Genomic DNA, 16,096 nt, shown 5'->3' on the forward strand with positions numbered 1-16,096 from the left:
AAACTTCGGAAGGCAACCCCGGGACCGGTGGATAGGTCCGCCCGGCCTGAATTCGCCGACCGTGGTGGCACCGTATCTCGGATCGCGCAGCCGTCGGCGCGCGTGGCTTGTCGCGACCAAGCCCGGATCCTTCGGGGGAGCCATTCCGCACCGCCGGCGCAAGACATACAAGGTCTGGTTCAGGATGGTCGTGCCGCGTTGGTCCGATGGATCGCGCCAGCGAACTCAGTGTCCCATCCAGATGGCGGCACTCAGCACGATCCCGATCGCACCGATGAACCCGCTGAACCCCAGCACGATCCAGGTGTCCAGGCTGGGCGACCGTGCGGCGCGCCTGACCTTTGCGGACGCCGCCTCGGTCTCGCGCGCCAGCGCGATACGCTGATGCGACGGTGCGGAGCCGGCCGCCTCGTCATCGGTCCCGAGCGACGACAGGCCCGGGTCGTAGACGGCGATCTTGTCCCCCGTGGCGCCGCTGTCGATATCGGCTTTCAGCATCGCCGTGGTCGGCCGGTCGGAGGCGCCCAGCTCCGACACACGCAGGTTGCCGGGCGGCGGCGGGGCCTCGGATCGAAACAGCATGACACTCGCCTCTCGGGAAAAGCTCTGTTTGCTTCATGGGCCACGCCCATGCGTGAGTTCCAATGACTTCACCGAATATTGGTGCTCGGAACTGAGGCTTTGACCGCGGCAGGCCAGGGCTGCTCCCGATCGCATTGCTTGCAGGAACAGCCCCAGGTCTTGATCTGTTGTGCTCACTGGCGCTGGATCAGCGGCCCTCTTCGGCAGCGAACCGTCTAGCCGCCGCTGCCGCTGGAGCCGCCGCTGCTGTTGGGCGCACCAACCTCGGGTCGGCTGGCGTTGCCGCCCGCGGCCGAACTGCTGCTGAACGCGTCTACGCCGGTCCCACCTGGAGATTCCGTGAAATCGTCCCCGCCACCCGTGTTGTTGGGCTGATTCGAGATGATGGATCCCGTCGCCCCAGGATCGCGATAAGACGAGTCTTGCGCCAAAGCCGGTCCTGCCGCGGTCATGGCCGCGATCGCGAGGAGCAGTCGCTTCATGGGAGATCCTATCGATTCAGGAAGCACCGGCAGCGGCCGCCCCATCCGAACGGCGGGCGGACAGATCCGGTAGAGGCGGTAGGGTTGACGAGTCCGCGGACTCTTTTGCCGGAGACTGCAGCGGGCCGACCGTGCGAATTCCCGCTCTTGATGAAGCTCTCCCATGCCGCAAGGTTCCGCGCCGCGGAGGCTTTCGATGCAGATTGCTTTCGTTTTTCGCTAAATCCCGCCTCTGTATTGCTAGTTTCTATCAAAAGACAGATCAAAAAGACGATCCAATCCAATTTATGTTGAAGCATCGACCTGTGGCCGTGAGCCATGTTGCATCGCCGAACCCCAAGGAGGCGCGACGTGACAACCATTCCTCAGCTTGATCAGAACGAATTGAGCATCCTACAGCGCCTGGTGACAGACTTGGTGACAAAACAACTCGGTCACGCGACCGCAGGCCATTTGGATATGATTGCTCGGTTACAGCACCTGGAACAGGCCGCGTGGACAACGGGCGCCGATCGCCAGACCCTCCAGGTGATCACCTCCGGCCGACGACTGCTCGGAGACGCGAGCGACCTCACGCCGGATGCGCTGAAGCGTCGACCGGTGCGGAAGCGCCCAGGAGATCGTTCGTACGCTCTCCGGCACGCCTGAACCGCCTGGGATACCGCGACGGGTGAGCAGCCGCCCTGATGGCGGCGGGGACACGGATGGCTTCCGCGGACGGCCCTGGCCAGCGGTCGGAAGCCCGCAGTATTGAGCATTGCCTGTCCGCGCTTCGCCATACGACCGGCGCCGCCCGAAGGCGGGAGCTCGGGCGGGGGCGTTCAGACGCCGCAACGGGAGATCGGCAGCGGACTGCGACAGTGAGCGTGAACGCTGCCCGTTCCTCGCAGAAGCAGACTCGGGCGACACGTCCGGCTGGTCGGCAAGACCTTCGTCACGAAGGGCGCATGCCCCGCTCTCTCACCTGACCGCAGCGGGAACCCGGTGGGGCAGATGGCCCCGCAGCCGTGCGGCTGGGGGCCTGTCGTGCCGCGGTCCCGTCAGAGGCCGCGCAGATCGTTACGGGCAGGAATGGCGCTGACCATCGTTGCCCAGATACGTGCCGCTCCGACGGTCGTACGACCGGAAACGCTGAACGCAGTAGCTGACCGAGTCGCCGGCAGGTGCCACCTCCGTCTCGACGGCACCGTAACCCTGCCCGTATCCGGCTGGGGCATAGCCACCCCCGTAACCGCCGTAACCGGCAGGCGCGTAGTCCCCGCCATAATATCCGTCGTCGAATCCGCCGTAACCATAGCCCAATCCAGCTCCAGCTAGGCCGAGACCGACGCCCAGCCCCAGGCCGCCATAGCCATAGCCATAGCCATAGCCGCGTCGGCCGTAGCCTCGTCCGCCGAACCCTCGGTTGCCAGCGAAGCCTGTTCCGCGGATCCCACCGCCTCCGAGGCCCCCGCGTCCACCGAAGCCGCCACCCGCGAGAGCACCGCCGCCGAAGCGATTGCCGCCGAGCCCGCCGCCGAAGCCGCGACCTGCTACGCCACCCCGGAAGCCGCCACCGCCGAACCCGCCCCCGTGGAACCCACCGCCTCCGAAGCCGCCGCCGTGGAACCCGCCCCCACCGAAGCCGCCGCGCGCATCGGCGCTCGCCGGAAGTATCACCAGCGTCCCGAGGACGACGGCGGCCGTCAGGATTGTCTGTTTCATCGTGCCCTGCCAATCGAAGATAAATATTTCTTCCGATCCGACAACGCGCCGTCGGGCAAATAGGTCATGCTACATTATGTCCATATTCAGATGAGCAATATTAATACGGCAAGCCGAAACCATCTTTCGGCACGGCGCCGGGCTCTCGCCGCACGGCGGATCCGTCTGCATGGAATGTCCTGTGACGGGCGCCTCGCCCGAATGCCTCAGGTCGGCCGCCCTGTCTCCGCGACCTCGTCCAACGCGCGCACCAGAGGACGTTCCATGTGTCGAGGCTTGCGAGCCGAGGCCGGGACGCGGGTGATGGCTATGCCCCCGGGGCGAAGCCGACCCTGAACCGGCGGATCGCAGAAGCAATCGAATAATTACGATGCTGCTATCGACAAGCGCACCATCAAATGATGGAACGACGATAGATTAAATCCGTCACACCGCGCAAAAAACAAGCTCATCGAACTCGCACTCGACCATGATTTGGACAATCTTCGATCTGTTCCTCAGATCTGCCGATAATAACGTGGTCCGAAGGCTAAATTTTTGGCTGCTTACACCCTCAGACGCAGGCCTGTCCCGCGTTTCATGCCGCAAGGCAACAAGACGACGAGGCGAGGATTGTCTCGATGCTACCCTCGCTTCGATCGGTGAGGGATGGCATCGGATTATGCGCTCGCCGAGCGGATCCCGGATGCTGCCGACCCTTGGAAAGTCCGTTCGCCGATGCGCCTCGTCCTGGCCACCCTCACCATCCTGACCGCCGCCTTCGCGCCTTTGCCGGCGCTGGCATCGTCCGGCGCCGAGCGGATCGGTACCATCGAACAGCGTCTCGATCGCGCCGGTGCCGTCCAAGTGTTCGGCCTGCAAGCAGGACTCACCCTTCGGACCGGATCAGCCGGGGGCATGCGGGCTACCCGCCACGATGCCCCGAACGATCCCGCCCGGGTCTCGACGGCCGAGGGCGTCGGGCACGCCGACACCCTCATCGTCCGTGCCGCCGACGCGGATCGGCTCGGTGACAGGCGGTCCTGCGAGAACACCAGGCGCGCCGTGAAGGGCATGATCGGTACGCTGTCGTAGCCCGACCCGATTGCCGCAGGTTCAGTCACCCACGAGAGCACCCCAATGAATCAGTCCCTTGGGACAGCCCTGACACGCCCGTCGGGGCTGGCCATCGACCGGCCGCGCGCGCTGGCGCGCCGGTTCGGAAACGCCGCCGGAAGCCGGGCCTACGACCTGTTCGTTCCGTCCGGATATGCAGGGACACCGCTTCCGCTGGTGGTGATGCTGCACGGTTGTTCGCAGACGTCGCGCGACTTCGCCATCGGTACGGGAATGGACGCTTTGGCGGAGGCGCAGGGCTTCCTCGTCGCCTATCCCGACCAGCCACGGTCGGCCAACTTCGCCAAGAGCTGGAACTGGTTCCGGGATGAGGACCAGAGACGTGGCCGGGGCGAGCCGTCGATCATCGCCGGTCTGACATGCGCAATCATGGCCGAGTTCTCCGTCGATCCGTCGCGGGTCTATGTCGCCGGCCTGTCCTCGGGCGGTGCGGCCGCCGCGGTGATGGCGATGATGTACCCGGACCTCTACGCGGCGGTCGGCATCCATTCTGGATTGGCGTGCGGTTCGGCCGGCTCGATGTCGGCCGCCATCGCCACGATGCGGCGGGGTGCCTTGCTCCGGCCGGTACAGGCCGCGCATCCCGTGCCGACCATCGTTTTCCACGGAGACAGGGACACGACCGTCTCGCCGGTCAACGGTGATCAGGCGCTCGCCCAGGCGCAGCCCGAGGGACGACTGACCGTTACCACCGTCGCGGGACGCTCGAAGGGCGGGATGGCATATACGCGGAGGGTCCTGACCGAACCGGACAGCCAGTGGTCTTCGGAGCACTGGGTCCTGCACGGCGCTGGCCACGCCTGGGCCGGCGGCCACCCGGCCGGCTCGCACACCGATCCGACCGGTCCGGATGCCAGTGGCGAGATGCTGCGCTTCTTCCTGTCGCACGCGAAGCACCGTCAAGCGCACCGCCACTGACGCTCTTCAAGGATGCGCCAGACTGGGCGGATTCTTGAGGATCGCGCCTGAGCCGACCTTCCTGTCCAGGTTTTAGACCGATGGGCCGGCTCGGGCCGGAGGCGAGGGCGGGCAAGGGGCGGCTTCGGGCGGGCTGACACAAACTGTCGCTTCGCGCGGGGGACCCGGCGGACCGACCGTTGCAGACGGTGCGGGATGAGGAACGAGCCGGGCCCCAATGCGGTTCATCGTTGAATGGAAACCTATGTCCTCGTCGTCGCCGGGTTCGGTGTCCTGGTGCTTCTGACGGCATGGCTGCCGATGGTGCTCCGGGCCCTTCCTCTGTCCCTGCCCATCTGCTGCGTCGGGATCGGGGCCGCACTGTCCGCCATCCCGGCTGTAGCCGACATCACACCCCATCCGAGCCTGCATCTGAAGCTCATCGAGCATGCGACCGAGGCCGTCGTCGTCATCTCGTTGATGGGCGCGGGCCTCAAGATCGACCGGCTCATCGGCTGGCGGCGCTGGGCTGTGACGTGGCGCCTGCTCGGCATCGCCATGCCGCTGACCATCCTCGCCCTGACGGCTTTGGCATCGACCCTGCTGGGACTCGGGCTTGCCGCCGCGCTTCTGCTGGGTTCATCCCTGGCACCCACCGACCCGGTCCTCGCGTCCGACGTTCAGGTCGGTCACCCGGCCGAGGATCACGAGGACGAGCCGCGCTTCGCCCTGACTTCCGAGGCCGGGCTCAACGACGGCCTCGCCTTTCCCTTCGTGAACCTCGCCATCGCGCTCGCCGCAGGCGGCGGATTGGCCGGCCTGTCCTGGTCGCACTGGTTCGCGGTGGATGTCCTCTGGAAGATCGCCGTGGGTGCCGTGCTGGGCGCGATCATCGGCCGTGCCCTCGGCTGGCTGACCTTTCACCTCCCGAACCTGTCGAAGCTCTCCCGAACCGGTGACGGCTTCGTGGCCCTGGGCGTGACCTGCCTCGCCTACGGCATCGTCGAAGCCGCAGACGGCTACGGCTTCATCGGCGTGTTCGCCGCGGCCCTAGCCCTTCGCTCATCGAGCCGGGGCCATGGATATCATCGCAAGATGCACGACTACGCCGAGGAACTCGAACGCCTCCTGATGATGGTGCTCCTCGTCGGCTTCGGCGCCGTGCTCGTCGGCGGCGGCTTACTCGAGGCTCTCACCTGGCAAGCCGCTCTGTTTGCCCTGATCGCCCTGCTGGTCGTCCGTCCTCTTAGCGGATGGATCGGCATGCTGGGCAGCGACCGAGCCCTTGAGGAGCGCGCAGTCGTGAGCTTTTTCGGCATCCGGGGGCTCGGGACCGTCTACTATCTCGCCTATGCGTGCGGACAGGCCACGTTCGAGCGCGCGGACCTTCTCTGGGCCACAGCCGGCCTGACGGTTCTGATCTCGATCCTGATGCATGGCGTCACCGTCACGCCGACGCTGCGTTTGGTGGACCGAAGGATGGGACGGGGGACGGAGAGCTCACAGCTCGGCTTGGTGTTCACGGCACCCCCACCCTGAAGCGGCCTCGGAACCAAACCGTTTCCCGAGCCCTCCAGTCATGAACCGCGCCGGGTTTTCCGGAGGCTCCAACGCCCGGGAGATTGGAGCCAGGACGCCGAATATTACGCCCGTTCGCCGAGGTTCGCGAGCGGGCGGTCCGGCCGGTCCGGGAGCATGAGGGCGAGCACGGCTCGCAATGGGCTGCATCCGGTCGATCGACCCATCGATGGCCCACGCCCATGCAGCGCGGCCGGCCGATCCGAAGCGGCTGCCGGCCCGAGCCGAAGGAGACGCGCGGTGGCGCGCGGCACGATGGCCCGGCCGATGCGGGGGAGGGGCCTGACCGGCGTCGTCCGACGGCGCAGGATCCGCACCACCGGTCCCGATCCGGCGGGGCCTCGTCTGCTTCTCCGCCCGCGGGTCGCAGCGATCCTTGGACGCTATCAGTTTCGCCACTCTCGAACGGGTCGATCGGTTCTACCACCGGCGGCGGCTCGAACTGGTCGACCTCCGGGAAACACGGCGTGGCTCAGAAGGAACGGAGCTTTGAGCGTTTGGCCCGTCGGCTAAAGCGCCGAGGGGCCGCGAATCCAACGCGGCAGCTCTTCGCCCACACCCGGCATTCGATCAGGGCACGCAGACGCGCCGACGCGGTTCCGGACCGGCAACAGCAGGCGAGCTCCTTGCATCCTGTGATCCGAGGCTTGCTGTTGCACGGCCGGAGCACCGGGCCGTGTCGGTCACCGGATCGGTACGATCATGCGGAAATGGAGACCGGCATCGTCGATGGTCCGCTGGAACTGACCGGCCAAGCTGCGTTCAATGGTCTGCGTGAGGAGCCGCGATCCAAAGCCGGTGCCGTCGGCCTTGGCGGTTCCTGACGGAGCCGCGCCTTCGGTCCAGTCGAGGGTCAGGGCGTGATCGACGACACGTCCGACCAGGTTCAGGGTGCCTCCGTTGGCGAGCGCGCCATACTTGGCCGAATTGGTGGCGAGTTCGTGGAAGATCATCGCGTAGTCGTCGACCCTGTCGGGGGCCGCCACGGCGGCGTCCTCGATATCGACCGCGATGTTGGCGCCCTGCAGGTACGGCGACAGGATACGCGCGGCGAGGTCACGCAGCCGCACGTCGCCCTGCTCGAGCCCGTGCGACCGCGTCGCCAGGGTGGTCGCCTCGTGTAGGACGTGGAACCGCCGCGACAAATCCTCGGCGAAGCTGGCGGTGGACTCGGCCTCCCGGGCTACGATGTTGGTCAGCGCGCGGGCGACGGTGAACATGTTCGATACCCGGTGCGCCAGTTCCAGGGTCATCAGCCGCTCGGCGTCCTCGGCACGCTTGCGGTCGGTGATGTCGAGGAAGATGGCCTGGATCCACGCGCCGACCCGGCCCTCGTCCCCGCCGATGCCGCGGGCAGAGATCCAGCGGACGTCCGGGTCTTCCCCGATGCGGAAGTCGAAACTGTAGGCCTTCGGGCTGGTCGCGCTCGCGAACCAGTCGAGCATCATCTTGGGTCTGTCCTCGGCATTCACCTTGGCGAACAACGCGTCGATGCTCACCACCGGCTCCGTGGTGCCCCAGAAGGCCATGCAGAGTCCGTCGAGCCGGGCGAGGCGCGCCTCCGGGGCCCAAGCCCACATCCCGACGCCGCCCCGGTGGATGGCCGCGGTGAAGCTGGCGAGCGTCCATTCGTCGCCAGTCAGATCCGTGCCCTCGACCATGCTGCTTCCCAAACCGCACCTGAAGTTCTTGGCAGGCGCATCGCTACCGTGACGGTACGAAACGCTGCCCCGCGGCCTTTGCTCCGGACCCGATCACGCCCGTCGAACCGGAGTCACAGGTCGCCCTTCCTGGGATCCACCAGCCGTCCGTCCGCGACACGCGTCGTGAAACCACGGGCGTCGAAATAAGCCAGCACCGGCATGGTCATGTTCCGACTGATCCCCGTCGCCTCGCGGAAGCGGCCGACCGTCAGGAGCGCCTGCGGATGGTCCGCCGCCACCGCGCATGCTCGCGCCGTCAACTCGGCAAGGACGCCCGGCAGCACGTAGTAATGCCCGGATATGCGCCGCAGCCATCCGAGCCGGCCGAACCTGTCGAGATGCGGCCGCAGGGTTTCCGGCTCCCGACCCACCTGTTCCGCGAGGTCCGCGAGGCGCGGTTGATCGAGACCAGCCGCCTCCAGGCGGATCCTGACCGCCTCGTAGAGGGCGGCCTCCGGCGGGGCTAGGCGGACTTCGTGGCCGGGCAGGTGGTAGAGATGCTCCCGCCGAAGAATACGGGCGTCCATGAGCAGCCGATCGAGGGCAACCCGCAGAGCGGGACGCTCCGGCAGCGCCACAGGCGCGCCGATCTCCTCGGCCGACAGGCCGGGATTGTCCGGCTCCGACCGGTGTGCGGCGTCGAGACGTGCGACCACGGTTTCGCCGAGTGCTGCGATCCGCGCGCCGGCGAATCCCCGCAATCCGGCCGGCCCCGCTATCGCGACGACGCCGTGCGCGCACGTCAAGGCTTCCAGGGCGGGCCTCGGGATATTCCGCACGCGGGCGAAATGGTCGAGGTCGGCTCCTGCCTCGCTCACGTCGAGGAGGCCGGTGAGCGCCGCAGCATGATCCGGCGTGTCCAGCGCCGCGACCACCGCGCGTCGCCCCGGCGCCCAGGCTCCCCGGCGGGGTCCCTCGATGTCGATGACCCGGCCGCCGCCGAGCGTGCGGGCGGCGGACGCGTCGCGTAGCACAAAGCGGTCCCCGTGCAGCGCGCCGAGGCTGCCGTCGAGGGCGATCCGTGCGTGCGCCGCCGCGCCGGGCTCGACCGCGATTCCGGGTGACAGGAGCACCCGTCCGGTCACGGACGCAGCCCCATGATGAATGTGGACGGGCGTGCGGTGACGCAGCGGACGCGCCTCGCCCGGCAAGACGCGGAGCGCTACGTCGAGATGGCTGGCGGGGCCGTGAAGCTGCGGCGCCAGAATCCAGTCACCCCGGTGGATACCCGCGCGGGACAGGCGGGGACCGGACAGGTTGATGGCGCAGCGCTGACCGGCCTCCGCGACATCACACGGTTCGTTGCCGGCGCGCAGGCCCCGCACCCGCGCCTCGAACCCGCTGGGGGATACGACGAGATGATCGCCGACCCGGACGGCGCCGGCATGGATCGCCCCCGTGACGACGAGGCCGGCGCCGACGACAGTGAAACAGCGGTCGACCGCGAGCCGGAACTCTGTCCCGGCGGCCCCAGGGGACGGGCTGGCTGCAGCCTCTTCCAGGTACCGGGCGAGGTCGGCGATGCCGGTCCCGCGCAGCGCCGAGCAGGCGATCATGGGCGCTTGGACGGGCGCTTCGAGCGGCGCGTTGCCGGGTGCGTGCGCGAGGCCGGTGCCGGAGAGCGCGACGCGGACCTGCGCCTCGACTTCGGACAGGCGACGATCGTCGACCCGATCGCTCTTGGTGATGGCGACGACCGCCCGGCGCAGGCCGAGCAAGTCGAGGATCGCGATGTGCTCGCGGGTCTGAGGCATCACGCCGTCGTCGGCTGCGACGACGATCAACGCGAAGTCGACGCCCGTGGCGCCGGCCACCATCGTACGCACCAGCCGCTCGTGACCAGGCACGTCCACGAAGCCGACGGTTCGGGTCCCAAGACGCGTGTAGGCGAAGCCCAGATCGACGGTTATGCCGCGGGCCTTCTCCTCCGGCAGACGGTCGGCGTCGATCCCGGTGAGCGCCTTCACCAGAGCCGTCTTGCCGTGGTCGATATGGCCGGCGGTGACGACGATCACGCTGTGCTCGCTCCGGATCAGAACACTTTCCTGGGGTGGCGGCGCAGGAAGCCCCGCGCCGCCTGCCGCTTCAACCCTTGATCCGGGTCTCGGCAAGCTCCGACATGCAGGTGTCGTAGGGCGTAAACGCCACGCGGTCCGACACGGCGAACAGCGTGTAGGGCGCGTACAGGAACAGGGCCTTGGCTTGGTCCTGCAGGTAGCGCTCGACCGCCCGCACCACCTCCTCCTGCTGCGGCTCGTGCGGCGTGTGCAGGAGCTTGTCGTAGAGGGCGTCGAAGTCCGGATCCTCCGGACCCTGGCGCAGGGTTGCGTCCTTCCCGAAGAACTCGCGGTGGACGCAGGCCACCGGATATTGCGGCGTCCAGTCGAAGTACCATTCGAGCTTGACGTCGAACTCCTCCGGCGGCTCCTCCTTGGCACTGACGAACCGGCAGCCGAGCCCGATCTTCGCGAGGCACTGCCCGATCGCCGCGACCACGCCCTCCCAGGCCGGCGAGGCGACGAACACGAGCTCCCGCCCCCCGATCCCGGCAGCCTCGAGGGCGCTCTTGGCGGCCTCGGGATCGTGCGGGAACGGCTTCATCTCCGGATCCGCCCCGTAACGGCCGGGCTGGATGAATGCCGGGATGACCGTGCCGTAGCCGTGCGCGCCCTGGTGGAGCACGAACTCGCGGTCGATGGCGAGGTTCAAGGCCCGGCGGGCCTCCGGGTTGCGCCAGGGTGAGTCCGGACGATTCTCGTTGAAAACGCCCGTCAGGATCGTCTTCGCCTTCTTCGTCTGGATCTTTCCATGCTCGCTCGCCGGGAAGGCGTGCGCCTCGTCCGGTGTCAGATCGAAGACCACGTCGACCCGGCCGTCACCGGCCGCTACCGACTTGATGCCCTCCGTCTTGCCGATCACGTTGTCGTAGATGATCCGGACCGTCGGCTTGCGGTCGGGATTCCAGTAGGTCTTGTTGGGCTCCATGACCACGCGGTCGGAGCGCGAGTCGATCAGCGAGACGCCTTCGGTGAGCACGAACGGGCCAGTCCCCCACGGACCAGGCGCGTCGATCACTCACCAATGGCCTTCGGCCGATCCCGTCTTCGGGTCGACGAAACCCCATTCGTCCCAGAATCGTATCGAGGGCAGATGCATGCCCCGCAGCTTCATCAGCGCTGCGGAGTCGCCGCCGGGGAAGCGCATCCGCACGGTCCGGTCGTCCACAACCTCGCAGGTGACGTCCCGGGCGAAATTCAGGAAGGCGCCCGGCGGGTGCGGGTTGGTCCATTCCTGGACCTTGTCGAAGCCGAGTTTGAACATGCCGGCGTTGAAGGGCTCGCCATCCTGATAGACGGCCTGCCGCATGGTGAGTTCGAGCGTCTCGCTGTCGAGCCAGCGCCAGGACTCCGCGAGGCTCGGCTGGCCGATGCCGTCGTGGTCGACGCGGTTGGCCTCCTCCATGGTGTTCCACGTGATGGAGAGCCAGTTGACCGGCGACGGATCGACCACCGTCACCGTGTTGTGGGGTCCAAAGGGCTGTCCGCCGACCGGATCCCCCGTCGCATGTGCGTCCATGTCTCCTCCTTGTTTCCATGCTCCGCATCACGTGCGGGCACCGTCCGGGACGGTTCGAGCCGGATCAGGAGAAAGATAGCGCGCTACCGCATTGCCCTCAATCGATCCGCTTATACCAGATGGCTGGATCGCCGCTCTGTAGAGGAGGGCAGGGGTCTTACGCCGGTTTCCGGCTTCGCGCGCTTGGCCGATTCTGGCGGCCGCGATGTGACCGGGCTGAGAAGACGGCGACGGCTGTCCGCAGGGCCGACATGCGTCGGTAGGGGCGCGCACATGTTTCCGGCGACTCTTCTCCGGGACAGACCAACGGTTCTGGGCGAGCTTCCACCCCGACACAGAACGCGGGAAAGTGTCTCCGTCGGCTAGAGCGGCGTGGATCCGCTTTGGAGAAACCGATCGAAGCGACCACCATGAACAAATTTCGGTTCTCTCCACGATAACCGTACCCCGCGGGGCTGAACTCGATCCCAGCGTCGAATATTATATTTTGGCGCGCAACTCTGACTCTGATGCACTTCCGCTTCTCATCCAGGCCTTGGGCCAGCGATCGTGGCCGCACCACCTCAGCATAGCTGCCGCGGTCGCAGGGACTGATCTGGATCGAGGCGGTCTCCTTCAGCCAAGTCTGCCCGGCGGCCGGCCGCGGCCCGGAAGAGGTCCATGACCACGATGTCGATGGGCTCCCCGGTGGCCGACGGGCCTTGGACCTCGCCGGTTTGTCTGCCCTGGAAACGCGGCCGCCCTCGACGACAGGCCACCACGCAGGTCTGCGGCAAGCGTGCGGATACCCGCGGGGCCGCGCACCTCGAAGTCGAGGCTCGGGTCGGGTCAACGAGATCAGGTGCGATGTTGCCATCCCACCGAATCTCGTTGCGGTCGCGGACGCTTCAAAAAAGGCGCGGACGAGCCGCGCCCTGTCATCCATCATCAGCGCAGCGCGCCGGGCTCGTGGATCGGGCAGCGGTTGAAGCGCTCGCGGAACTCGGCCGAATGCCGGTAGGGGGCGTTGCGGGCGCGGTTGACGTTGCCGAGCGGCCGATGCGCGGCGAGCCCGGTCCAGACGCTGAAGCGCATCTCCTCATCGACCGCCTGGACCCTGCCCGGGTGCCAGCTGTCCTGCGGCTGGACACGGACGACGCCGACCCGCTGGAACGGTGCCTCGTCCTCCTTCCACTCCACCGTCGGATCTTCGACCGGCTGGCGTTCGAGGTCGCGGCAGAGTTGCACGCGGAACTCCCATTCCCCGGCGATGCCGGCCATCTCGGACTGGACCGTCTCGCGGATGGCGTTCGGGCGGCCGGAAGCGTCGATCTCGGTGCCGGTGAGGGCGGTCAGCGCCGGGGCGACGGGGACCAGCGAGAACTTCGCGATATAGTCGCCGTACCGGAACGGGGTCAGGCTGTTATAGGTCTCGCCAAGTGGGTCGACGTTGGGGGCTCCGCCGAGGGAGCCGATGGTGGGGCTGTCAATACCGACCGCGTGGAGGGCTTTGTTGACCCCGCGCAGCACGGTGGAGGCGGCGACCTTCAGCCCCTCCACCCGGTCGGTCGTGCCGGCGAGAAGCTTCAGGCTGCCGAGGAATTTCTCGGCGTTCGGCGCCTGGAACACCGTGCCGTTGACCATGATGAAGTTCTGCGTTGTCCCCTCCGCATCCGGGAGACGCTCGCCTTCGACGTCGAGGACCTTCAAGGCAATGCCCCTGGGCAGGGAGACGGCGTCAGGCAGGATGTCACCGGCGTTGGTCGACATCCGCATGTAGACCTTGTGCTCGCCCGCTCGAGCGAACAGGCCCTGGGCCAATTCGGGGGGCAAGTCCGCATCGATCGTCAGCGTACCTTCGAGGATGCCGTGCGATTTGGCGTGGACCGAGCGCACCGCGTGCCCGGAATCCTCCGCGACCCTGGTCAGGATCTTGTCGAAGGCTGCGTTCAGCTGTTCGATGATCTGCCCTTCGTCTGGCCTCACCGCCTCGACATCGGGACTGTATCGCACGGGTGGTTGCACGGTCTGTCTCCTGCTGTCTCCTGGCGACGGCCGAGAGAGAACAGCCACGGGTAGCTGACGTTCCGGATTGCGCGACATTCAATCGCCCATGAACGAACTATGGAACGTCCGCCGGGCGGACGGCTTATCGGCGGCGCGGCTTGCCAATTCGCGCCGGAGCTATCGCCTTGCGCCTGCCTCCCATTCCCCCGAGTGAGCTCAACGACGAGCAGCGCGATCTCGTCGACACGCTCAGGGCCGGCATAGCCAAGCAGTTCCAGGGATTCCAGACGGCCAGGTCGGACGGTGCGCTCCTCGGCCCGTTCAACCCCTGGCTCCACGAGCCCCGGATCGGCAGAGCGGTTTGGGAACTGACCGAGGCAGTTTCAGCCTGCGGCGCCCTGCCGGACAACGCACGACAGGTTGCGATCCTGGCCACTGGCGCCCGGTTCAAGGCCGCCTTCGAACTCTACGCTCATGTGAGGATCGCCCGCGACAAAGGCTTGGCCCCGGACAAGATCGTCACCATCACGGCCGGTCAGCGCCCCGCGGACCTCTCGCCCAACGAAGCGGCCGTTTACGACGCGGCCACCGCGCTCAACGCCGGCGGCGTGTTGCCGGGGCCTGTCTACGCCCGTGTCCAGGCGGCCTTTGGACCCCGGGGCATCGCCGAGTTGATCCACCTCGTCGGCCTCTACGCGATGGTGTGCACGACGCTTAACGGCTTCAACGTCCCCATCCCGGACCAGCAGGTCGATCCCGCGCCCTGACTTCGGCCTTCGTCAAACACTTCCAGAGGCGAGCCACACGCCGAGGAGATGCTCATGACCTACCTTCGCTATGCCCCCGACATCGAGACGCCGGCGCCGGACGAGCAGACGTCTATCGAAGGCATCATCCAGGGGATGACCCAGCAATCGCAAGTCGTGGAAAAGCGCCAGCATCACGCGGTGCGCGCGAGCCACGCCAAGAGCTCGGCCTGCGTCGTCGGCGAATTGGTCATCCCGGAGGGCCTGCCGCCCGAACTCGCGCAAGGTCTGTTCGCCAGGCCGGGGACACACAAGGTAGCCGTGCGTTTCGCCCAGGGGCCGGGCGAGACCCTGGGCGACCGGGTGTCCACCCATCGCGGCATGTCGATCAAGGTGTTCAGAGTGACGGGCGAGAAGCTGCCCGGCCACGACGTCGACACCCAGGACTTCGTGCTCGCGACCGGCACGACCTTTCCGTCCGGGACGGCAGCGGGTTTCCTGCGTGACGGCACGGTGATCGGCAAGGCGACCGGACTGCCCGAGGGTGTGAAGAGTGCGGTCGCCGCCACCGCACGCAACCTCAACCGGATGTTGCATGCCTTCGGCACGGAGAGTGCCATGGCCGACTTTCTCGGCCATCCCTACAGCCATCCGCTCGCCGACAGCTACTTCAGCCAAGCCCCGATGCGGTTTGGCGACTACGTCGCCAAGCTCGGCGCGGTCCCGGCTTCGCAGGCGCAGTGGGACTTGGCCGAATGGCGGCTCGACCCGCACGGTGACGAGGACGGTTTCCGCCATGCAGCCGCGGCGTTCTTCCGCGACCACGAAGTGGTCTACGAACTGAAGGCGCAGCTTTGGGCCGATGCCGAACGCCAGCCCATCGAGGATGCCTCGGTGGACTGGCCGGTCGCGATCAGCCCGTACCGCACGGTGGCGACGCTCCGGCTGCCGCGCCAGGATGCCTATTCCCCCGAGCGGGTGCGCTACTTCGATGAGGTGATGACCTTTCGGCCCGCGCACAGCCTCTCGGAACACCGTCCGCTCGGTTCGGTGATGCGGGCACGGCTCCAGGTCTATCGGGCCCTCAGCGATTTCCGACATCGCGCGAACGGTGTCACCGCCGAGAACACGGCCACGCCGGACAGCATCCCGGCTTGAGCACTTGCCGCCATGCCGGAACGCGGGGTCGCGTCAGCAGTGAGTCTGCATTGAGAAGCATGGGTGCCTGAGTTGCCCATCCGCAAATCAGCGACCATTCGGTGGAGCTGGGTTCACCGAATACCTGCTTTCAGGATGCTTGCTTCTTCAACGGAATGACTGGGTTGCGTCGGAAGAGATCGTCAGCCTTTACGGTGAGCCTTTTCCGAACCAGACGTAACGCTCACAAACTGACTACGTCACGCCGGTAGGCCGGCGCGCGCAGGATTGTATGGTCCCGGAATGTGGTGTGACGGATCGAGCTTGAAGCGTTTGGGCTGTTTGGTCCAGACCTGAAGGACATGCTCGTAGGGCGTGAGGCCACGCAGGGTCTTCAGCCGACGGGCATGGTTGTAGGCGTCGACGAACAGCGGCAGGTGCGCTCGAAGCTGTTCGTGCGTGTCGTAGTGGTAGCGCTTGACCGTAGCGTCCTTTGACCTGACCGGCTGGCTTTGGACCGAGCTGATTGAGAGGATCAGCGAGGACCGAAGGAGTCGGACATGCGGCGAGGTCAGAAGACGAACGCGGA

General features: G+C 66.9%; 13 protein-coding genes and 1 pseudogene. 6 read left to right on the forward strand and 8 right to left on the reverse strand.

Annotation, left to right across the window (positions count from 1 at the left end):
* Positions 1–225: 225 nt before the first annotated feature.
* Together GGQ91_RS18675 and GGQ91_RS18680 are read right to left on the reverse strand one after the other, a co-directional pair.
* Positions 226–498 (reverse strand): hypothetical protein, encoded by a 273-nt coding sequence (locus tag GGQ91_RS18675; RefSeq protein ID WP_343066815.1) that lies wholly within the window; start codon positions 496–498, stop codon positions 226–228.
* A 299-nt stretch (positions 499–797) separates the two neighbouring features.
* Positions 798–1,064, reverse strand: coding sequence for a hypothetical protein (locus tag GGQ91_RS18680; protein WP_124263045.1), 267 nt, complete (start codon positions 1,062–1,064; stop codon positions 798–800).
* 351 nt (positions 1,065–1,415) lie between these two features.
* Between GGQ91_RS18680 and GGQ91_RS18685 the strand changes: the two genes are divergently transcribed.
* A complete protein-coding gene (locus tag GGQ91_RS18685; protein ID WP_182592590.1) occupies positions 1,416–1,712 on the forward strand; it encodes a hypothetical protein in 297 nt (98 codons plus the stop codon).
* 411 nt (positions 1,713–2,123) lie between these two features.
* Here GGQ91_RS18685 and GGQ91_RS18690 read toward each other — a convergent pair whose 3' ends face one another.
* On the reverse strand, positions 2,124–2,768 hold the full coding sequence (locus GGQ91_RS18690) for a BA14K family protein (RefSeq protein ID WP_182592591.1): 645 nt from the start codon (positions 2,766–2,768) through the stop codon (positions 2,124–2,126).
* A gap of 648 nt (positions 2,769–3,416) precedes the next feature.
* Between GGQ91_RS18690 and GGQ91_RS18695 the strand changes: the two genes are divergently transcribed.
* From GGQ91_RS18695 to GGQ91_RS18705, 3 genes are all read left to right on the forward strand, one after another.
* Positions 3,417–3,842, forward strand: a complete 426-nt coding sequence (locus tag GGQ91_RS18695; RefSeq protein WP_244447728.1) for a hypothetical protein — start codon at positions 3,417–3,419, stop codon at positions 3,840–3,842.
* A 45-nt stretch (positions 3,843–3,887) separates the two neighbouring features.
* The gene (locus GGQ91_RS18700; RefSeq protein ID WP_182592592.1) at positions 3,888–4,802 is read left to right on the forward strand and encodes an extracellular catalytic domain type 1 short-chain-length polyhydroxyalkanoate depolymerase; all 915 of its coding nucleotides are present in this window, start codon (positions 3,888–3,890) and stop codon (positions 4,800–4,802) included.
* Positions 4,803–5,036: 234 nt separating this feature from the next.
* Complete coding sequence (locus GGQ91_RS18705) at positions 5,037–6,320, forward strand: cation:proton antiporter (RefSeq protein WP_182592593.1); 1,284 nt, start codon at positions 5,037–5,039, stop codon at positions 6,318–6,320.
* Positions 6,321–7,042: 722 nt separating this feature from the next.
* Here GGQ91_RS18705 and GGQ91_RS18710 read toward each other — a convergent pair.
* From GGQ91_RS18710 to GGQ91_RS18730, 4 genes and pseudogenes are all read right to left on the reverse strand, one after another.
* Complete coding sequence (locus GGQ91_RS18710) at positions 7,043–8,020, reverse strand: HWE histidine kinase domain-containing protein (protein ID WP_043755341.1); 978 nt, start codon at positions 8,018–8,020, stop codon at positions 7,043–7,045.
* 113 nt (positions 8,021–8,133) lie between these two features.
* Positions 8,134–10,077 carry a selenocysteine-specific translation elongation factor gene (gene selB / locus GGQ91_RS18715; protein ID WP_182592594.1) on the reverse strand — a complete coding sequence of 648 codons (1,944 nt, stop codon included), beginning with the start codon at positions 10,075–10,077 and terminating at the stop codon, positions 8,134–8,136.
* Between the two features lie 70 nt (positions 10,078–10,147).
* Positions 10,148–11,638 (reverse strand): annotated as a pseudogene (locus tag GGQ91_RS28540) (ABC transporter substrate-binding protein).
* Positions 11,639–12,565: 927 nt separating this feature from the next.
* Complete coding sequence (locus GGQ91_RS18730; protein ID WP_343066817.1) at positions 12,566–13,630, reverse strand: catalase family protein; 1,065 nt, start codon at positions 13,628–13,630, stop codon at positions 12,566–12,568.
* 179 nt (positions 13,631–13,809) lie between these two features.
* Here GGQ91_RS18730 and GGQ91_RS18735 point away from each other — a divergent pair, with 179 nt between their 5' ends.
* Complete coding sequence (locus GGQ91_RS18735) at positions 13,810–14,391, forward strand: carboxymuconolactone decarboxylase family protein (RefSeq protein WP_182592596.1); 582 nt, start codon at positions 13,810–13,812, stop codon at positions 14,389–14,391.
* A 54-nt stretch (positions 14,392–14,445) separates the two neighbouring features.
* Entirely contained in the window at positions 14,446–15,528 is a 1,083-nt protein-coding gene (locus GGQ91_RS18740) for a catalase family protein (protein WP_182592597.1), read from the forward strand.
* A 239-nt stretch (positions 15,529–15,767) separates the two neighbouring features.
* Here the strand turns inward: GGQ91_RS18740 and GGQ91_RS18745 are convergent.
* Positions 15,768–16,096 (reverse strand): IS3 family transposase (locus GGQ91_RS18745; RefSeq protein WP_343066816.1); only part of this gene is annotated, 329 nt, incomplete at its 5' end.

The sequence above is a fragment of the Methylobacterium fujisawaense genome (assembly GCF_014138435.1).
GTDB classification, from domain to species: domain Bacteria; phylum Pseudomonadota; class Alphaproteobacteria; order Rhizobiales; family Beijerinckiaceae; genus Methylobacterium; species Methylobacterium fujisawaense.